Genomic DNA, 19,564 nt, shown 5'->3' on the forward strand with positions numbered 1-19,564 from the left:
GATCCGCGACCTGACCCCCTCGGCCACCGGGCACGAGCGCCCGTCAGGCAGCATGCGGCCCACCCGGGACGGACGCCGGCCGAAGTCGTACGGGATAATGTCCTCATGCGGATCTCAGCCAGGGCGGACTACGCGGTACGTGCCGCGCTGCAGCTTGCCGCGTCACAGGATGACGGGCCACTGAAGGCCGAGACCATCGCCGACGCCCAGCAGATCCCGCACAAGTTTCTCGAGGGCATCCTGAACGACATGCGCCGAGGCGGCCTCGTACTCAGCCGGCGCGGCGGCAACGGCGGCTACCGGCTGGCCAAGCCGGCCCAGTCCATCAGCATCGCGGATGTCATCCGCGTCGTGGACGGACCGCTCGTCTCGGTGCGCGGGGTCCGTCCCCCGGACCTGTCGTACACCGGTCCCGCCCAGTCGCTGCTCCCCCTGTGGATCGCACTACGGGCCAACGTGCGCGAGGTACTCGACGGGGTGACGCTCGCCGACGTCGCCTCGTCCGACCTGCCGGCCGACGTATCCGCGCTGACCCGGGCCCCGGAAGCCTGGACCAATCCCTGATCCCTGATCGCTGACCACATGCCGGCCGTCCGGTCGTCCACGATGTGGGCGCCGCAGTGGCGGATCTCGCCACTTTTCCGCTGAAACCACAGGTCAGAGCGGTGCGCATGGGGCGTCAGGTGGCGCAATACTGCGGCAACACCACGGGGATCGCTCTGCCGGTACGTTCCCTTCCATGCCAGCCGAACCCGCCCCCGCCGCCCTCCCGGTCGCCGCCGCGCGCCGCCGACGGCTGCGTGCGGACCGAGCCCGGCAGCTCGCCGACCTGCTGCGCCACCAGATCCTGGCGGGCGGCTTCCCCGGCGGGGTCCTCCCCCTGGAAGACGCCATCGCCGCCGACTACCGGACCAGCCGCAACACCGTCCGGCAGGCACTGGACCTGCTGCGCGGCGAGCAGTTCATCGACCGGCAGCCCGGCGTCGGCACCGTGGTGGTCTGTGAGAAGTACCCGCACGGCCTGGACCGCCTCCAAGGCCTGGCCGAGACCCTGCACGAGCACGGCCGGGTCACCAACGAGGTCCGCACCGTCGGCCCCGTCACCGCCCCGGGCCCGGTGGCCCGACGGCTGGGCCTGCCCGAGCACACCGACGTGCTCTGTATCGAGAGGCTGCGCCGCCTGGGCGGACTGCCACTGTCTCTCGACCTGTCCTACCTGCCCATGGACGTGGGCGGCGCACTGCTCGGCTGCGACCTGGAGAACACGGACGTGTTCCGGCTCCTGGAGTCACTGACCGGGGGCCCGCTCGGCCATGCCGAGATCACCCTGGAGGCCGTCAACGCCGACGCGCACTCCGCCGCGGTGCTCCAGGCCCCGCGCGGCGCCGCCGTACTGATGCTGGAACGGCTCACGCATCTGCCCGACGGCCGGCCGGTGGACCTGGAATTCATCCGCTTCCGCGGCGACCGCATCACCATGAACGGTGTGCTGCGCCGCTCCTTCTGAGCCCGTGAGCTCCGCCTTCCTTCCATTCCTCGTGTTCCCGGCCCTTCCGGGCCTTTGGAGACAGCCATGCCCCTTGTTCCGCAGCGCGCCGACGTGCCCGTGACCATCGACGAGTCCAAGTGCATCGACGGTTGCACGCTCTGCGTCGACATGTGTCCGCTCGACTCGCTGGCGATACGCGAGGACAACGGCAAGGCCTACATGCACGTGGACGAGTGCTGGTACTGCGGCCCGTGCGCGGCCCGCTGCCCCACCGGCGCGGTCACCGTCAATATGCCCTACCTGCTCCGGTGAAAGGCCGAACTCCCATGAAAGGCAAGAGAATCCTCCTTACGCTCGCCCTGCTGCTGCCGCCGGCTACCGCATGCGGCGCCGCGGCCGGCGCCGACGGCAAGGCCGGGCCGGGCCGAAGACGGTCACGGTGACGGTCGGCTACCAGTCGAAGACCATCAACACCGTCACCGCCGGCACCCTGCTCCGCTCCCTCGGCTACTTCGAGGAGGAGCTCACGACCCGCGGGAAGAAGGACGGCACCACCTACAAGGTGGACTGGCAGGACTACGCGACGGGCGCGCCGATCACCGCCCAGATGACCGCCGCGAAGGTCGACATCGGTTCGATGGGCGATTTCCCGCTGCTGATCAACGCGGCCCGCGGCAAGGAGCTCAAGCAACCGACCCGGCTGGTCTCGGTCACGGGCTACAACCTGCGCGGCGGCCTGAACACGGTGGTCACCGCCCCCGACTCGCCGCTGCGGTCGCTGGCCGACCTGCGCGGCAAAAAGGTCTCCACCAGCGTCGGCTCGGCCGCCGACGGCACGCTGGTCCGAGCCCTCCAGAAGGGCCGCCTTGACCCGAACAAGGACATCCAGAAGCTCAATCAGCAGCCCAGCATGGGTGCTTCGGCCCTGGCCGCGGGCAGCGCGGACGCGCTTTCCCAGTTCGTCGCCTGGCCCGGCCAGCTGGCCTTCGAGGGGCGTGCCACGGTCTGTACGACGGAGCCGAACTGAACGTGCCGACCTTCCACGGGGTCACGGTCCGGGAGAAGTTCGCCGAGGGACGGGCCGGGGTCCTCGACGACTTCCTCAAGGCGCAGCGACGGGCCACCGACTACCTGCGCGAGCGGCCGGTCGCCGCCGCCGAGTCGGTCGCCAAGGCGACCGGGCTGCCGGCCGAAGTGGTCTACCTCTACAACGGTGCCAACGGCATCGCCACCTTCGACCCGGAACTCCGCCCGGAGCTGATCGCCGCGCTGAAGGAGGACGTGCCGGTACTGAAGACCGCCGCACTGGTCGGAGACGTCGACGTGGACGCCTTCGTCGACCCGGCGCCGCTGAAGCGGGCCGTGGGGGCCCCCGCCTACCCGCAGGCGAGTGAACCCCACGACCCTGCCCACCGTGCCCCGCCGACCGGGGCCGCACTCGCCCTGCACGACGTTCGGCTCGGCCACCCGGACGGCACTGCTCTGCCGGGCACCGTCACCCTGCGCATCCCGCCGGGCGAACTGCTGGCCGTGGTCGGGCCCTCCGGGTGCGGGAAGTCCACCCTGCTGCGCACCCTCGCCGGGCTGCTGCCCCCGCTGGACGGGCAGGTCACCCTCGATGACGAGCCGATCACCCGACCCGCCGCCGACCGGGCTCTGGTCTTCCAGCACGACGCCCTGCTGCCCTGGCGCACCGTCAGCGCCAATGTGCAGCTCCCGCTGGCGATCCGCCGGGTCCCGCGGGCCGAACGGCGGCGGTCCGCGGCCGATTGGCTGGACCGGGTCGGTCTGGCCGAGTACGCCCACAAGCTGCCCCACCAACTGTCCGGCGGGCAACGACAGCGGGTCCAGCTGGCCCGCGCCCTGGCCGGCCGGCCCCGCGCGGTCCTGATGGACGAACCCTTCGGCGCGCTCGACGCGCAAACCCGCGCCGAGATGCAGGACCTGCTGGTGGACATCGTGCGGGGCACGGGCGCGACCGTCGTCTTCGTCACCCACGACGTGGACGAGGCCGTCCTCCTCGGCGACCGGGTCGCCCTGCTGGGCTCCGGCCGGGTGCTTGACGTACCGCACCCGCGCGAGCGGGCCGCGCAGCACGCCCCCGGCACCGCCGAACTGCGCCGCCGCATCCTCGAATCCCTCTGAAAGGCACCTCCGTGGAGACCCTGGTGGACACTCCCCTGCCCGTTCCCGCTCTCGCCGACGCGACCGAGCTGTCCTGTGACGTCCTCGTCATCGGTGGTGGGACCGCCGGCACGATGGCCGCGTTGACCGCCGCCGGACGCGGTGCGCGGGTGCTGCTGCTGGAGAAGGCGCACGTACGGCACTCCGGCGCGCTGGCCATGGGCATGGACGGGGTCAACAACGCGATCATCCCGGGCCGGGCCGAGCCCGACGACTACGTCGCCGAGATCACCCGCGCCAACGACGGCATCGTCGACCAGTCCACCGTCCGGCAGACCGCCACCCGCGGCTTCGCGATGGTCCAGCGCCTGGAGTCGTACGGGGTGAAGTTCGAGAAGGACGAGCACGGCGAGTACGCGGTGCGCCAGGTGCACCGTTCCGGTTCGTACGTATTGCCGATGCCGGAGGGCAAGGACGTCAAAAAGGTCCTCTACCGGCAACTGCGGCGCCGCGAGATGAGGGAGCTGATCCGGATCGAGAACCGGGTCATGCCGGTCAGGGTGCTCACCCACCCGGACGACGGCCGGGCCATCGGCGCGGCTGCGTTCAACACCCGCACCGGGGAGTTCGTCACCGTCCGGGCGGGTGCGGTGATCCTGGCGACCGGGCCCTGCGGCCGGCTCGGACTGCCGGCCTCCGGCTACCTGTACGGGACGTACGAGAACCCGACCAACGCCGGTGACGGCTACGCCATGGCCTACCACGCGGGAGCCGCGCTCACCGGGATCGAATGCTTCCAGATCAACCCGCTGATCAAGGACTACAACGGGCCGGCCTGCGCGTACGTCGCGAACCCGTTCGGCGGCTACCAGGTGAACCGGCACGGCGAGCGGTTCGTGGAGTCGGACTACTGGTCGGGGCAGATGATGGCCGAGTTCGCCGACGAACTCGCCTCCGACCGGGGCCCGGTATACCTCAAGCTCAGCCACCTGCCTGAAGAGACCGTCACCGCCGTCGAATCGATCCTGCACACGACGGAGCGGCCCACCCGCGGCACGTTCCACGCGGGCCGCGGCCACGACTACCGCACCCACGACATCGAGATGCACATCTCGGAGATCGGACTGTGCGGCGGTCACTCCGCCTCCGGGGTACGGGTCGACGCGCACGCCCGCACCACAGTGCCCCGGCTGTACGCGGCCGGAGACCTGGCGTGCGTACCGCACAACTACATGATCGGCGCGTTCGTCTTCGGCGACCTGGCCGGCGAGGACGCCGCACGGTACCGGGCCTACGAGGGCGAGCTGCCCCGGGACCAACTGGTCGCCGCCCACGAGCTCGTCTACCGGCCGCTGCGCAACCCCCAGGGCCCGCCGCAGCCGCAGGTGGAGTACAAGTTGCGGCGGTTCGTGAACGACTACGTGGCACCGCCGAAGACGGGGGCGAAGCTGTCCCTGGCCGTGGAGGCGTTCACCCGGATGTCGGAGGAGATCGCCGGGATGGGGGCGCGCACCGCACACGAACTGATGCGGTGCGCGGAGGTCGGCTTCATCCGGGACTGCGCGGAGATGGCCGCCCGGGCCTCGCTGGCCCGCACCGAGTCCCGGTGGGGCCTGTACCACGAGCGGGTGGACCACCCGGAGCGCGACGACACGGGCTGGCTGCACCACCTCGACCTGCGCAAGTCGCCCTCCGGGGCCATGGTTCACCGCACGGCCCGTTGAGCCGTACGCGGTCCCGGTGCCGGAGTTCGCGCCGGCACCGGGACCGGAGCGCCCGCTGGGCGAGGTCGCGCTGGTGCCGGTGGCCACGGCCGGCCCGCGGGACGCCGCTCCGGCCGCCCGCCCGACCGCAGCCACGGCGGGGCCCGCACCGACGGCCGCCCCGTCCGAGGCTCCGGAGGTGGCCGCGCCCGGCGCCGTCCTTCTCCGCCTGCTCTCCCTCGCCGAGGAGTCCCCCGACCTGGACGCGCTGCGCCCCTACCTGGCCGACGCCGACCCGGGGGTCCGGGCGGCCGCGGTCGCCGCCCTCGGCGAGACCGTACCGACCGGCGCCGGCCCCGCGCTCGCCGCATGCCTGCGGGACACCGCACCGCGGGTGCGGGCCGCTGCCGCGGCCGCGCTGCGCGAGCTCGTCGAAGTGCTACCGGTTGAAACGGAGTTGGGCGACGGCCTGCGGGCGGCGCTGGGCATCGCCGACCCGACCGTCCGGGGCGCCGCGCTTGACGTGCTGCGCACGCTGCGGCTGGGTGACGCCGCGGTGTACGCAGCCGCGCTCGCCGACACCGACATAGAGGTCCGCACCACCGCTGTCCGTGCCCTGGTCTCGGTCGACGCCGTGCCTGAACTGGTGGTGGCCGCCGCCGACCCGGCCCGTGAAGTCCGCGTCGCGGTGGCCCGTGGACTCGCGGCCGTGCACGCCCCGGCACCGGCACCGCTCGACCCACTGCTGGACGACCCCGACCCGCTGGTCCGGGGAGCCGCCCTGGCCGCGCTGGCCGTCATCGGATGCCCGCCCGAGTACGCCGCGCGGGCCGCGGCGGCGCTCGGCGACCCCGCATGGCAGGTCCGGACCGGCGCCGCGACCGCCCTCCGGGCGGCCCCACCCGTCGCGGCGGTCCCCGTCCTCGCCCAGGCCCTGTCCGACCCGAACGCGGATGTCCGCAAGGCCGCCGTCCTCTCCCTCGTGCCCCACCGCGACGTCCCCGAAGCCCGCGCCGCCCTCGCCACGGCCTCCACCGACCCCGACGCCGACATCCGCGCCTACGCGTCCCGCGCGGCCAGGTGACCGGCACGGTGACGAGCGCGGCGACCGGCGACCGTGCCCATGCGGCCGGCCCGGGACAGCCCGCGGGCGTGCGGGCGGAGTCAGGCCGCCACCGGGCTCCGGGGGGGGCGGGCGTGGGTCAGGGGTGGTCGTGCCAGGAGAGGGCGGCTATGCGCCAGCCCGCGGGGGTGCGGACGAACTGGAGGGTCTTGGTGCCGGCGCCCTCGAAGGGGGTGCCGTCCAGGGTTCCGGACTTGCGGTAGTCGCCGAAGCGGGACGCGATGTCGCCCTGGATCTCGGTGCGCTCGGAGGTCTCCCACTCCGAGAAGTCGACCAGCCGGCCCTCGCCCAGCAGTCGACGGCGGGGCTCGATGAACTCCTCCACGGTGTAGACCGTGAAGTCGGGGCCCGTCTTGACGATCACACCGCCGGGGAGGAACAGCCGGCGGAGCCTGTCGACATCGGCGGTCTTGCCGTCCCGGTTGTCGAAGGCGCCGAAGAACTCGGTCGTCAGGGTGTCGAGTTCGGACTTGGACCGCGTACGTGACATGGCGTGCTCCCCCGGTTCCGGTCCCCGACCGCCTTCCGCGGTCCGGGCACGTCCCCATTGTGTCCGAGCGGAACGCGCCCGCCGCCTCGGAGGCCGCCGGCTCAGCGCGGCTTCTCGCCGCCCAGCACGTGGCGGCGCATCAGGCGGGAGATGTCCTTCGCCGTGACGATGCCCACCAGCCGGCCGCCGTCGATCACGAGGAGGCGGGTACCGGTGGCCATGCCGAGCCGGTCGAGGGCCTCGGTCAGGGGGTCGTCGGGCGAGGCGACCGCGCACCGCGAGAGCGGGGTGGCCACCTCGCGCACCTGGGTGGTCTCGCGCAGGGCGCCCTGGACCGCGGCCAGCCTGCGCAGCTCCACGACGCCGCTGGGACGGCCCTCGAAGTCGAGCAGCGGCACCGCGGAGTGGCGGGACGGGAGGGCCACCTCGTCGATGAAGCGGCGTACGGTCAACCAGTCCGCGCCGGTGGTCACCGGGCTGGTCATGGCGTCGGCGACGCGTACGCCGCGCAGTGCCGTGCCCATGACGGCGCGCTGCCGTTCGGCGCCCGCGACGACCATGACGAACAGGCCGGTGAACACCAGCCACAGTCCGCCCGAGGAGCCGCGCAGCAGCGACACCCAGCCGGCGCCCATGAGCAGGACGCCCAACACCTGGCCGCTGCGGGACGCCGCCCGCTCGGCGCGTTCCCGGTCACCGGTGCGCCACCACAGCACCGCCTGGACCACCCGGCCGCCGTCCAGCGGAGCGGCGGGCAGCAGGTTGAACACCCCGAGGGCCAGGTTCACCCAGCCGAGCCAGCCGAGGACCGCGCCGGGCACGGCCCACCCCGGCAGCCGGTCCAGGCCGATACCGGCCCCGAGGGCGGCCCCGCCGATGACCAGGCTGGTGAGCGGGCCGCTGACGGCGACGGCGAAGGCCGCCGCCGCGTTCTGGGGGCGCCCCATGCGGGTCATCCCGCCCAGCGCCCACAGCGTCACGTCCTGTACGGAGATCTTCTTGCGGCGGGCCATCGCCGCGTGCGCCGCCTCGTGGCACAGCAGGCTGGCCATCAGGAGCAGGGCCCCGACGGCGCTGGCGAGGGTGTAGACGGCGTTCGAGTGCCCCGGCGTCCAGAGGGGGAGGGTCTGGCGGCCGAGGCCGTACGCGAGGAAGACCGCCAGCAGCGGCACGCTCCAGTGCATGCGCAGCGGTACGCCGACCACGCGTCCCACGAGGACCGAGCCGTTCATGGCGCTCTCCCGCCGGCCCGGCGGCCGGTCCGCGCGGGCCGCACCGTGCGGCCCGTACCCCGCGGATCGGACGGCCGGGACCTCACCTCCAGTGTCCCTCTCGGCGCACCCCCCGCCCCGGCGACCGGCCCGGCGACCCCGGTGACCGCCCCGGCTACCCCGGTGATCGGCCCGGCGAGGGGTCGTGCCCGGGCCCGTGGGCGGCGTCCATCGGGGAGGCGTCCGCGGGCCCGGGGCCTCCGTGGTCTTCGTGCCCGGGGCCCCCGTGGTCTACAGCATCGTCTTCGTGCCCGGGGCCCCCGTGGTCTACAGCATCGTCTTCGTGCCCGGGGCCCCCGTGGTCCGGACCGTGGGAGTCGCCGGTCTCCACCGTCCCGCCGAGGCGCTCGCGCAGCGGCGCCAGGGCTTCGGCCGAGGCGGCGGTGACCACCCACCGGTCTCCGACGAGGTAGGTGCCGCCGTACTCGCGGGACTGCGCCAGCCACGCGCGCTGCCCCTCGTCCGCGGTGAACGTCTCGATCCGGAACCCGGCGGCCCCCGCCCCGCACGCTCCTTCCCTCAGCTCCTCGGCATCGACGGTGATCTCGGCGGTGCAGCCGAGGGCCGCCGCCAGGTCCTGGACGGCGACGTGGCTCGCCGCACGGGTGGCGGCGGCCGGCCGGGCCTTGGCGTGCCCGGTGGCGCACCCCCCGCACAGCAAGGAGGCGAGCAGCACGGCCACACAGGGCGCCAGGTGGCGGGCGGTGACTCGGGGTGATTGCGGCATGTCTCCCTCGCGGGGGTTCGGGCGGGGTGGGGCGCGCGGATCGGGGCGCGGGTCGGGGCCTACCGGTCGGCGGGGATCTTCTTGCCGGCGTCGTCGACGGCGAACCAGAGGCCTTGCTTGTTGTGTCCGTTCGTCTGACCGGGCTGGGTGTCGCCGGTGAACAGGTAGACGGGCCAGCAGTCGATCGTCAATTGCTGTGATCCGTCGGGGCGCTTCACCGAGCCGACGAGTTTGGCCGCTATTCCGGACACCTTCGTCTTGTCCACCGGAGCGGCGGGCTTCCAGGTGTCCAGGCAGGCGTCGAGGCAACCGAATTTCATCGGCCACGCACTGTCCTTGTTGAATCGGTACAGGGTCCTCCCCTGCCCGTCCACGAGGATCTTCCCGAGTTTCGCGTCGGTTGCGACGGAAAGTTCCGCACCGGATTTGGCGTTCATGTCGCCCATGCCGCTTCCCATGCCGCTTCCCGTTCCCGCACCCATGCCACCGGTGGCGGGCGCCCCGGGTTTTTCGCCGCCCTTCTGGTCGACGGCCTTCTTCCCGTCGGCGGCCAGCGCGTGCCAGGTCCCGCCGACGCCCTCGCCCTTGGCCTCCCCGGCCTGGGTGTCCTTGGCGTAGCGGTACACGGGCCAGCCGCCGAGGGTGAGTTGCTTGCTGCCGTCGGCGCGGGTGACCTCGCCGAGCTGGGCGGCGTCGATGCCCGCGGCGGCCGAGACGTCGGCCGCGGGGACCGGCGGCCAGGCGGTGGCGCAGTCGCCGGAGCAGTTCGAGGTGGGGGGCTTGGCGGTGTCCTTGTCGAACCGGTAGAGGGTGAGGCCGGCGCTGTCCGTGACGACGCTGCCCACGTTCGCGACGTCCCGCACGGCGAGCTGGCCCGCCCTGGCGGAGGTGGCGGCCGCCGCGTCGCCGGCGGCGCCGTACCCCGAGCCGGCCGCCGGAGCCGCTCCCGCGCCGCCGGAGCCGTATCCGCTGTCGTATCCGTTTCCGAGGGCTTTGCTGTCCCCGACCGGCTGTACGGAATTCCCCGCGCGGCCCGCGTTCGACCCGCCGCTCCCGCATCCGACCGCCAGTACCAGTACCGCCATCACCGATCCGGCGGCGGCCGCCCCACGACGCTTGTTGTTCATGGTTGCTCACTCCCTGCGTTTCCATTCGGCGTTTTCTCTTCCCGGTCATTCATAAGGCCCCGGAAGCCCGCCGAATTCATACGGGCGAGAATTTGTCAGATCGCGCCAAAGGCTGAACCCGGGTCGACCACGGCCGTTCACGGCCTTCGGAACGCGCTCATTCCTGGATGCGCAGCGCCAGCGCCGGGCAGCGGCGGACCGCGCGCAGCGCCTTGGGCCTCAGCCGTCCCGGGACCGGCATGACTCCCTGGGCCGGGTAGCCGTCGGGGTCCAGCCGGACGATGTCGGGCAGCAGGTCCACGCAGAGTCCGTGGCCCTTGCACAACGTCCAGTCCACGACGAGCCGTTCGGGGCTCTCGTCGGCCGGCAGGGGCAGCGCGCCCAAGGCCCGGCGACCGCAGCCGCTGCCGAGCGCGTGGTCGCGGAACTCGTCCGGGAACACGGCGAGCGCGGAGGCGACGAAGGCGGAGGTGCCGTCGGGGTGGCTGCACGCCCCGCGACCGAGCACTGAGCGCATCCGCGCCTGGACGGCTTCGAGGGCCGCCCTTCCCCCGCCGCCGACGAGTGCGTCCACCGCGTCGGCGAGTGAGGGCAGTCCCCGCGCGCACGGCCCGCACTGCCCGGCGGACTCGTCCGCCATCCAGCGGGTGACGCGGGCGACCTCCCCGGCGGGGCAGGTGTCGTGGGGCAGCGGCAGCACGGCGCCCGCCCCGAGCACGGCGTCGTACGAGGCGAGCGAGCGGCGGGAGAGGGCGGCGGAGCGGGCGGCGGCCGGGGCCAGCCAGCGGCCGTGGTAGCCGCCGACCAGAACGCCCTGGCCGGGTTCCGATCCGCAGAGGTCCAGGACGTACGCCAGGGACGTCCCGGTCGGCACTTCGACGACCGTGGCTCCCCCGACGGTCAGCATGACGGTACCCGGCTCGTCGTCGAGGCCGGCCATCCGGTACTCGGCGGCTCCCAGTCGGGCGGCGACGGCGAGTTGGGCGTAGGTCTCGGTGTTGGACAGCAAGGTCGGCAGACCTCCGAGGCCCCGGTCGCTGGTGCGTACCTTCTGCCCGGACGGCAGCGCCGGTCCGCCCTCGATGCCGTTGATCAGGGCGGTGCCCTCCCCCGTGACGAAACGCTCGGGGAGCCGGGCCACGCGGACCCGGCGGTCCGCCGGGTCGCGTTCGGCGACGGCGGCGCGCAGCGAGCCCTCCACGTCGTCCCGGGTCACGCCGATCACCACGTCCTCGGCGCCGAGCGCGTCGGCGGCCAGCAGCGCGCCGTCGAGCACCAGGTGCGGTACGTGCAGCAGCAGGGCGGTGTCCTTGAGGCAACTGGGTTCGCCCTCGCTGCCGTTGACGACGACGGCGGTGCGTCCGTCGCGCGCCCGGGCGGAGCGGACCACCGCGCGGAGTTTGCGGGCGAAGGGGAAGCCCGCCCCGCCGCGCCCCTTGAGGTCCACGTTCTCGGCCAGGTTCGCCAGTTCCTCGACCGGGTAGCGGGGCCGGGGCCCGTGTACGGCGAGGTGCCCGGCCAGATCGAGCCGGGCGGCCAGGTCGAGCCCCGCCAACAGCCGGGGCATGCCCACGCAGCCGAGGGCGGGGCGGGACACGCCGGTCACTGGCGCCCCCGCGCCCCGCCGAGCGGTTCACCGGGCCGGTCGGCCACCCCGAGCCTGCTCGGTATGAACACCGTCGCGGGGTACGGCTGCGGCTCGTACGGCGGTGCGGCGTAAGGCTCCGCGGCGTAGGGCTGCGGGGCATAAGGCTGCGGTGCGGCATTCGGCTGCGCGGCATACGGCTGCGCGGCATACGGCTGCGCGGCATACGGCTGCGCGGCATACGGCTGCGCGGCATACGGCTGCGGTTCGGACGAGGCCACGGGGTACGCCTGCGGGGCGGCCCGGGACACCGTCGCCGGACCGGCCGCCGCCGCCCGGGCGGTCGGCAGCGGATCACCGAGCGGGTCGGGCCGCACCTCATCGGCGGTCGACTGCGTCTGGCGGGCCAGCCGTGCGGTCAGTCGCGCCGCCGCCCATTCGGCGGGCTTGCGGACGAAGGGAAGCGGCGTGCGCGGCGGCCTCTGCCCGGATGCGCGGGGCGGGGGCGGCGGCACGACGGCCGGGCGGGCGGGGAACGCGCGCAGTCGCGCGCGCAGCCGGATCACGAGGACGGCGGCGACGCCCGCGAGGCAGAGCCCGTACGCCACGGTCACCCAACCGGCGGCTACACGACCGGACTTGAGGCCGTGCACCAAGGAGGCGCCCCAAGCGGGGTACGCGCCCACGTGCAGGGCCCGCCACCACAGCGAGCGACCCTTGGTGGCGAACGCGCTGCGGGCCGCGCCCGAGACGGCCACGGCGACGAAGAGGTACCCGGCGAGCGTGCCGAGTCCGATGAGGACGGGACGGTCGGGGTCCGCGAACGGCAGGACGGCGGACGCGGCCCCGGTGTGCGCCCGCGCGATCTTGATCCAGATGTGCAGGGCGAGGAAGGCCAGTCCGGCGACGGCGAGTCCGCGGTGGACCCCCTGGGCGACGAGCCGGTGACCGGACGCCAGCAGCGTGCGGTCGGTGGCGGCCAGGCCCCACAGGACCGTGGAGGTGAGCGAGACCAGCGAGAGGACGCCCGCGCCGTAGTCCAGGAAGTCCCACAGCCGGCTCAGGGCGCCCGCCCGGACCGCGACGGTCAGCGCGACGAGGCCGGCGAGCGCGGCGGCGGACAGGGCGCCCGGGTGCAGTCCCCCGGGGGCGGACAGCAGCGGCGGCCGGCGCACGGCGCGTCGTCCGGCCGCCGGGGTGGCCGTACCGGCGTGGCGTCTGGCCCGGCGGGCCCGGTGAGAGCGTGGCGTACGGGGTTGGGGCAAGGGCATCTGGTTCTCCCATACGCCCGGGCCCGAGCACTCCACCTCGCGCTCGGCGCCCGGGGCAGTCGTCGGAACTGCTCCGCGGCGGGCGGGAGATGACGCCTCACCGACCGGGGAGCGGGGGCCGGAGTGCAGAAGCATCGTGGAGCGTCGCAGCACCTCCACGGGATTTATCGAAACGTGATAATTTCTGGCGCCCGCGCAGTCATCGCATCGAACATCCCCGGAAGATTCCCTTCCAGTGGTGCGGTCACGACGAGGTTCACCCCTCGTCCGCCGCCACACCTCCCCGACGGCAAAATTAAGGCAAGGTCGCGGGACTGCAAGTGGATGGCACGCTCCTGGAGGGAGTACGAGGCGCTCGACTTCCTGCCGGCACCGACGCCGGCGGGGAGGAAGGCGGCCCCGACAGGCTTGTCACCCTCCCACGGGGCAGGCCATACCCCGGCATGAACGAGGTAACAATGTGCGAACTGCTGAACCGCATCTGGTCCCGCCCCCGCGGCGAGTGGACCCGGGTCCTGCGAAGGGAACTGCCCGCGCTGGCCGCGGGGATCGCGGAGGAGCTCCGGGAGGGCATTCCCGGATTCCGCGAACTGATCGGGGACACCGACGAAGAGGTGGTCAGACAGCGCGTGGAAGCGGCGCTGCTGACCGCTCTCGGGTACCGCGAACCCCGCTCCCCGGCCGAGGAGGAACGGCCGCGGGAGACCGCGCGGTCCGACCGGGACCCTTCCGCAAGTGGCCAGTTGGTGGCCCTCAAGGCCGTTCCCTCACCGCGTTCCGAGGCGCACGGCACCGCGGCCGAACGCGCGCGGCGGGAGCTGTTCACCGCTCTTACGAATGACATGCCCATGTCCGAAATAGCCCTGTCGGAACTGGCCGCCACGGCCGGATGGCCCCTGCCGGCCACCATACGGGCCGTCGCGCCGGCCACGCCCGGCGAGATGCAGCAATTGGCGGGCGTACTGGACGACGCGCTCACCGGGATGGTCGGCGGGCAGCCGTGCCTGCTGGTCCCCGCCCCCGACCCGGACGCCCGCGGCCCGTTGGAGTGCGCGCTGCGCGGGCGGTTCGCCGCCGTCGGGCACCCCGTCGCGCTGCGGGACGCCGCCTCCTCGCTGCGCTGGGCGCTGCGCCTGCTCCACCTGACCCCCGCCCGGCCCGGCGCCGAGGCCCGCGCCGTCTTCGTGGACGACCACCTCTCCACCCTGCTGCTGCTCCAGGACGAACCCCTCGCGCACGCGCTGGCCGCGCGCTGGCTGCGACCGCTCGCCGACCTGACCCCGCGCCAGAGCGAGCGACTGGAGGTGACCCTGCTCGCCTGGCTGGAGGGGGGCGGCGCGCCGGAAGCGGCCAAGGCGCTGAGTGTGCATCCCCAGACCGTGCGCTACCGCATGCGGCAACTGGAGAAGCTCTTCGGAACGGGTCTGCGGGACCCGCGCACCCGCTTCGAGTTGGAGATGGCCCTGCGCACCCGCCGGCTGATGGCTCAAGTACGGCGTCAACACTCGCGGGTGAGCCGGCGGGCCCGTGTCGTGACCGCCGAGTTCCGGCCGCCACTCGGTGCCGGTCGCATGGCCCGGGTCAACGGCCTGTAAGCCCGCGCACCTGTGGGCCCGTGCGTCCGCAAGCCGTCCCGGCCCCGGTTCCGCCCCCTCAGCGCGGGGTGGAGCCGGGGCCGGAGGCGTGTGCGGCCAAGGCGGCTCCGAGGTCGAGCAGTTCCGCGTACGCCCGTGAGCAGGAGCGGCATCCCGCCAGGTGACGGCGCAGCCCCCCGGTACGGGGCCCGTCCCGGCGCAGGACGGCCGCGCCGAGCATCGGGGCGTACGGCCGGCACCGGTCGTCGCCGGTCGCGGCGGGACCGAGGTGGGCGCACAAGTACGCCTCCCGCAGCCCTTCGCGGGCCCGGAAGGCCAGCGAGGTCACGGCGCTCGGGGTGATCCCGAACAGCACCGGCACCTGGTGGCGGCAGTCGTCCTCGACGAGCGTGTGCCACAGGACGGCCTTCCAGCGCCCGGGCAGGGCGTGGAAGGAGCGGGCGGCCAGCCGGCGCTCCTCCTCGGACAGCAGCCGCTGCTGCGGGTCCTCGCCTGACGGTCCGGGGCCGCACCAGGATTCGACGTCGGGGGTCAGGACGGTCCGGCCGTCGCCCGTCCGCCATTCGATGGCGGTGTGGCGGACCACCGCGAGGAGGTACGGGCGCCATTCGTCCCGCGGGCCCGCCCCGGACCGGACGGCCTGGAGGGTGCGGACGAAGGCTTCCGAAACGAGGTCCTCGGCGTCCTGCGGGGCGCGGCAGCAACCCCGGGCGCACGCCATGAGGGCGCCGCGGTGGCGCCGGTACAGCAGGTCGCAGACGTCGGTATCCATGGCGCCGCGGGCGTAGGACCGCCTGAGCCGACGGGTGAGTTCCCGGTCGCTGGGCGCTGCCCCCTGACCGGATGGTGCACCGGCCGTGGTGCGTTGAGAGCCGGACATGGCGATCGCTCCTCGGTGACGTGGGGGCCGGCCGCCGCGGGGCGACGGCACGGCGCGGTGCCGGCCCGAAGTCGGCTTCGGACCGGCACCGCTCTCGGGGCGACGCGGGGAGTGGGAGGGGGGCGTCGCCCCGAGGGTCTCAGCGGCAGGCCCGCCCGCCGTTGATGCAGCGCACGGCGCCGGCCATCAGCCCGTCCGACATGACGTTGATGAAGTCGCCGTGGTCGGTCACCGGCTTGTGCAGTTGCTCGGGGAAGCTGTCCACGGCGAACCGGGCGCCGGGTGCCACCGCGTAGGTGATCCGCTGCACGAGTTGCGGGATGGCCTTGAACCCGGCCGGGCAGGAGCCGTCGCGGCGGGCGAAGGCCACGTGGGTGCGGTGGTTGGCGCTGTCGACGTTCTTCCCGTCCCAGCAGTTCTGGAAGCTGAACGTCCGCACGACGTCGCTGCCCTTGGGACAGATCGGGTACTTGTCCTTCAATTGGCGGTTCTCGAAGCCGGTGCAGCTCCACGAGGCGTTCGCGTTCGTCGGGCCGTTGGTGAACGCCTTCGCGTCACCGGTGATGATCCGCAGGAAGCGCGGCATGGCGGTGACCGGCCCGGTGGGACTGCCCTTGAAGTCGATCGTCACCTGCTTGGGCTTGAGGATGGTGCCGACGTTGGCGTCCTGGCCGCCGCCGGGCGCCTTGGCGTCCTGCTCCGCCCGGCCGTCGCGCAGCCGCAGCACCGGCCAGTAGTAGGTGGACTGGTCGCCGTTGGAACAGGTGGTGCCGGACGCGGCCAGGCTGTTGTTGGTGGAGAAGGCGTCGGTCGTCTCGTTGCCGACGTAGTCGTGCATGTGGTGGGCGCCGTTGCCCACGCCCGGCGCGACGATCACGTTGTCCGGGTTCAGGTGGCGGTTCTCGTTGCGTCCGCACTGGACGGAGAAGGAACCCTTAGACGCCCTCGCCTGGGCGGTGGGCGTCCGGACGTTGGGCTTCACCGTGCCGATGACGACGAAGTCGGAGCGGGCCGGGCCGCCCTTGCCGCCACCGCTCTTGCCCTGGGCCGGTCCTTGCGCGTCGGCCGGCCCGGCCGCCTCCGCGGCGGTGTCCGCGGCGTCGGCGGCCGGGGCCTGCTTCATCGAGCAGCCGCTGAGGGCCTCCAGGCCCCCGGGGCGGGCGGCGGTCCGCCCGATCGCGTCGGCCATGCCGGTGATGGTCTTCTGCCGCTTGCCCTTCAACTCGCCGAGCAGTGCGTCGCCTTGGGCCCGGCCGGTCGCGAGGCGCTGGTAGGAGTCGGCGATCTGGGTGTCCAACTGCGCCAGGTCACGGTCGACCTCGTCCCGTGCGGGGTCCGGGACCTCGCGGAGCCGGTCGCCGACGTCGGGACAGTCGATGGTGGCGGTCACCGGGGCGTTGCGCGCGGAGTCCTGTCCCGCGGAGGCCGCCTGCTCGACGATCACGACTCCGCCGGCGCCCAGGACGAGGGCGGACACGAGGGCGAGGGCCTTGTGGGACGGCCTCAGTCGACGTTTGTGGCCCTTTGGGCTCATACGATCACTTCACTTCGTCGGTCGGGGAACGGTGGAAGGGGCGGGCGAGACGTCCGCCAGGCCGTCGAAATCGACGAGGCCGCTGGCTTCGAGGACCGAGATGTGGTCCAGAACGGTGGAGTTGGCGTCCGTGGCGAGATCCCGCACCATCGAGTTGCGCGTCTGGGCGCGGACCTGGGCGACGAGGGCGAACACCTTGCCGTGCGCCCGGCGCAGCAACTGGACGAACAGCCGCTCGTACTCGTTGCCCTGGGCGGTGTTGAGTTGGTCGAGCCAGCCCTGCTGCTGGGCGCTGGGCCGGTCGGGCAGCTCCATGCCGAGGGCCTGGCCCACCGCCCGCACGTGGCGGTCGAGTGCGGTGTGGCCTTCGACGAGGTGTTCGCCCGCGGTGCGCACGGCGGGGCGCGTGGCCCGTTCCTGCGCCTGCCGCCCGGCGGGAAGCTCCCACAGTCCGGCGAGCCGCACCTTGCGGACGAAGTCCCGGTCCTGGGGCGTCAGCGGCCCGAAGGCGGTGCTCATCGTTCCGGCGCCGTCGTCGTCGCCGGAGGGGGTGGTGGCGGCCGCTGCCGTGGTGCCGCCGAATTTCTGCACGGGGATCAGCAGCGCGACCAGCGTGAACGCGAGGGCGCCGATGACGATGAGCGTCCCCATCACGTGTCGCGAGGCGACCGACATGGCGGCGACGTTCGACCGGCGGAATGACAGCACAGTGCCTCCTTGCTGCGTGGGCGGGGAGGGGCGGCATGGCCGGAGGTGTCCGGCGGCCACACCGTGTGCACCCGAGCTCCCCGGGTGCCAAGGGACGCTAATGCCAGTCGGGGTGCCCGTTCGGAAGGACCATCACGAACGGACAAAGATCCGGGCAACGCCTCGAACGGCTGGTACGGTGCCGCGTTCGGCCTCCGTGTGCCGCGGACCCAACCGCAGAGGCGTGTCGGCCAGTTGTCCGGAATTGCCCTCCTTCGCGGGGAGGATCCCGACCAGCTCTTCGGGAGGATTCGGTCCGGGCTCGCGTGCCACAGGGTGGACGGGACCCGTCGCCCCGCCGAAAGGAACCGCCTCCCTGTGCGCAGGAAACGCTTCACACCGCTGCTCGCCGCGGCCGGCCTCATGGTCACCGCCCTCCCGCTGCTCACCGCGCCCCAGGCGTCCGCCGCCCCGGCCAACGCCCCGGCCGACGCCCCGGCCGCCGAGTTCGTCGCGCGCCCGCCCGCTTGGCAGCGGTGCGATCCCGACCAGCCGGCCGCGTACGAGTGCGCGACCATCAAGGTCCCGCTGGACTACCGGCGTCCCTCGGGGCGCACGATCGACCTCGCGATATCGAGGATGAGGAGCGAGAACCCGGCGAAGCGGCACGGCGTGCTGCTGCTGAATCCCGGCGGTCCGGGCGGCCCGGGACTCGACCTGCCGCTCCAGCTGAACGAGCAGATGCCCAAGGGGGTCCGCGAGCAGTACGACCTGATCGGATTCGACCCCCGCGGAGTCGGCGCGAGCAGTCCGGTCAGTTGCCAACTGGCCCCGGAGGAACAGGAGATCATGCGTCCCTACCGGCCCGAGAGCTTCCCCTCCGACGTGGCGTGGGCGCGGACCGTGGCCGACAAGTGCCGCGAGAAGGCCGGGGCGGTGCTGCCCTTCATCACCACGCGCAACACCGCACGGGACATGGACGCGATCCGCTCGGCGCTGGGCGAACGGAAGATCTCGTACCTGGGCTACTCCTACGGGACCTACCTGGGCGCGGTCTACACGCAGATGTTCCCGGCCCGCACGGACCGCTTCGTACTGGACAGCGGCGTGGACCCGCAGCGGATCTGGCGCGGCATGCTCCAGGTGTGGGCGAGCGAGGCGGAGCCCGCGTTCGCGCGCTGGACTCGGTGGACGGCGCAGCGTTCGGCCGAGTACGGGCTCGGGGACACCCCGGAGGCGGTGTCGCGGACGTTCTGGGCGCTGGTGGCCCGCGCCGACAAGGACCCGATCCCGCTCGACGGCATGAAGCTGACGGGTGATGACATCCGGGCCCGTCGGGCGCTCTTCTTCTACCCCGCCCAGGCGGCCCCGGCCGTCAAGGCGCTCAAGGACGCGGCCGACGGCGAGCCCGCCGCGCTCTCGCCGGCGCAGCGGAAACTGTTGCTGCCCACCGCCGAGCCCGCCGCCGACAACGGCACTGCCGCGTTCCTGGCCGTGGTGTGCGGCGACACGGAGTGGCCGCGCTACCCCGAGCAGTACGAGCGGGAGACGGTCCGGGACAAGGCGCGGTACCCGCTCTACGGGGACTTCACGTCCGGGATCAAGCCGTGCGCCTTCTGGTCGAGGCCGATCGAGGCCCCCACGCCGATGAGGACCGGGGCCCCGGTGATGACGGTGCAGAACGAATGGGACTCGCAGACCCCGCTGGTCAGCGGCCAGGGCCTGCACCGCGCGCTGGCCGGCTCGCGGATGGTGCTGGCGGAGGGCGGCGAGGGCCACGGCGTGTACCTGGTCGACCCCGCCTCCTGTGTCGCCGCACCGGTCGAGGCGTACCTCACCACGGGTCGACTGCCGGCGCTGGACGTGACCTGCCACAGCGCTCCGGGTGCGGCCGAGCGGCGAGCCGCGTCGCCGGGTCCGTCGCTGCCGTCGCCGTTCCTCTTCTGACCCTTCCCGTA

The 19,564-nt window shown here is 73.3% G+C and carries 15 protein-coding genes and 2 pseudogenes; 8 read left to right on the forward strand and 9 right to left on the reverse strand.

Going from position 1 to position 19,564, the window contains the following annotated elements; all coding sequences use genetic code 11:
* The first annotated feature begins 105 nt into the window (after positions 1-105).
* The 6 genes and pseudogenes from ABZ934_RS02335 to ABZ934_RS02360 all read left to right on the forward strand — a co-directional run bounded on the left by ABZ934_RS02335 (position 106) and on the right by ABZ934_RS02360 (position 6,400).
* Positions 106-564: an Rrf2 family transcriptional regulator gene (locus ABZ934_RS02335; RefSeq protein ID WP_361307614.1), complete on the forward strand. Its 459-nt coding sequence runs from the start codon at positions 106-108 to the stop codon at positions 562-564.
* Between the two features lie 175 nt (positions 565-739).
* Positions 740-1,507, forward strand: coding sequence for a GntR family transcriptional regulator (locus ABZ934_RS02340; RefSeq protein ID WP_361307616.1), 768 nt, complete (start codon positions 740-742; stop codon positions 1,505-1,507).
* A 66-nt stretch (positions 1,508-1,573) separates the two neighbouring features.
* On the forward strand, positions 1,574-1,801 hold the full coding sequence (locus ABZ934_RS02345; protein ID WP_125741086.1) for a ferredoxin family protein: 228 nt from the start codon (positions 1,574-1,576) through the stop codon (positions 1,799-1,801).
* Positions 1,802-1,815: 14 nt separating this feature from the next.
* A pseudogene (locus ABZ934_RS02350) lies at positions 1,816-2,875 on the forward strand (ABC transporter substrate-binding protein); the annotation flags it as partial.
* 57 nt (positions 2,876-2,932) lie between these two features.
* The gene (locus ABZ934_RS02355) at positions 2,933-3,634 is read left to right on the forward strand and encodes an ABC transporter ATP-binding protein (RefSeq protein WP_361308681.1); all 702 of its coding nucleotides are present in this window, start codon (positions 2,933-2,935) and stop codon (positions 3,632-3,634) included.
* An 11-nt stretch (positions 3,635-3,645) separates the two neighbouring features.
* Positions 3,646-6,400, forward strand: a pseudogene (locus ABZ934_RS02360) (fumarate reductase/succinate dehydrogenase flavoprotein subunit).
* A 118-nt stretch (positions 6,401-6,518) separates the two neighbouring features.
* Here ABZ934_RS02360 and ABZ934_RS02365 read toward each other — a convergent pair.
* The 6 genes from ABZ934_RS02365 to ABZ934_RS02390 all read right to left on the reverse strand — a co-directional run bounded on the left by ABZ934_RS02365 (position 6,519) and on the right by ABZ934_RS02390 (position 12,910).
* On the reverse strand, positions 6,519-6,929 hold the full coding sequence (locus ABZ934_RS02365) for a nuclear transport factor 2 family protein (RefSeq protein WP_361307618.1): 411 nt from the start codon (positions 6,927-6,929) through the stop codon (positions 6,519-6,521).
* A 101-nt stretch (positions 6,930-7,030) separates the two neighbouring features.
* On the reverse strand, positions 7,031-8,161 hold the full coding sequence (locus tag ABZ934_RS02370) for a site-2 protease family protein (RefSeq protein ID WP_361307620.1): 1,131 nt from the start codon (positions 8,159-8,161) through the stop codon (positions 7,031-7,033).
* Between the two features lie 154 nt (positions 8,162-8,315).
* The gene (locus tag ABZ934_RS02375; RefSeq protein ID WP_361307622.1) at positions 8,316-8,927 is read right to left on the reverse strand and encodes a hypothetical protein; all 612 of its coding nucleotides are present in this window, start codon (positions 8,925-8,927) and stop codon (positions 8,316-8,318) included.
* Between the two features lie 59 nt (positions 8,928-8,986).
* Entirely contained in the window at positions 8,987-10,054 is a 1,068-nt protein-coding gene (locus ABZ934_RS02380) for an SCO0930 family lipoprotein (RefSeq protein WP_361307624.1), read from the reverse strand.
* A gap of 157 nt (positions 10,055-10,211) precedes the next feature.
* Positions 10,212-11,660, reverse strand: coding sequence for an NADH-ubiquinone oxidoreductase-F iron-sulfur binding region domain-containing protein (locus tag ABZ934_RS02385; protein WP_361307626.1), 1,449 nt, complete (start codon positions 11,658-11,660; stop codon positions 10,212-10,214).
* Complete coding sequence (locus ABZ934_RS02390; protein ID WP_361307628.1) at positions 11,657-12,910, reverse strand: hypothetical protein; 1,254 nt, start codon at positions 12,908-12,910, stop codon at positions 11,657-11,659. The genes ABZ934_RS02385 and ABZ934_RS02390 overlap by 4 nt, the downstream gene beginning before the upstream one ends.
* 443 nt (positions 12,911-13,353) lie before the next feature.
* Here ABZ934_RS02390 and ABZ934_RS02395 point away from each other — a divergent pair, with 443 nt between their 5' ends.
* A complete protein-coding gene (locus tag ABZ934_RS02395) occupies positions 13,354-14,505 on the forward strand; it encodes a helix-turn-helix domain-containing protein (RefSeq protein ID WP_361307630.1) in 1,152 nt (383 codons plus the stop codon).
* Positions 14,506-14,563: 58 nt separating this feature from the next.
* On the opposite strand, the gene ABZ934_RS02400 is transcribed toward ABZ934_RS02395, so the two are convergent.
* From ABZ934_RS02400 to ABZ934_RS02410, 3 genes are all read right to left on the reverse strand, one after another.
* On the reverse strand, positions 14,564-15,277 hold the full coding sequence (locus ABZ934_RS02400) for a sigma-70 family RNA polymerase sigma factor (protein WP_361307632.1): 714 nt from the start codon (positions 15,275-15,277) through the stop codon (positions 14,564-14,566).
* A 247-nt stretch (positions 15,278-15,524) separates the two neighbouring features.
* Positions 15,525-16,919: a DUF1996 domain-containing protein gene (locus ABZ934_RS02405; RefSeq protein ID WP_361307634.1), complete on the reverse strand. Its 1,395-nt coding sequence runs from the start codon at positions 16,917-16,919 to the stop codon at positions 15,525-15,527.
* Between the two features lie 9 nt (positions 16,920-16,928).
* Positions 16,929-17,627, reverse strand: a complete 699-nt coding sequence (locus ABZ934_RS02410; RefSeq protein WP_361307636.1) for a DUF4142 domain-containing protein — start codon at positions 17,625-17,627, stop codon at positions 16,929-16,931.
* 402 nt (positions 17,628-18,029) lie between these two features.
* Here ABZ934_RS02410 and ABZ934_RS02415 point away from each other — a divergent pair, with 402 nt between their 5' ends.
* Positions 18,030-19,553, forward strand: coding sequence for an alpha/beta hydrolase (locus ABZ934_RS02415; protein WP_361308683.1), 1,524 nt, complete (start codon positions 18,030-18,032; stop codon positions 19,551-19,553).
* The last annotated feature ends 11 nt before the right edge of the window (positions 19,554-19,564 follow it).

This window comes from Streptomyces sp. NPDC046557 (assembly GCF_040645975.1).
Lineage (GTDB): Bacteria > Actinomycetota > Actinomycetes > Streptomycetales > Streptomycetaceae > Streptomyces.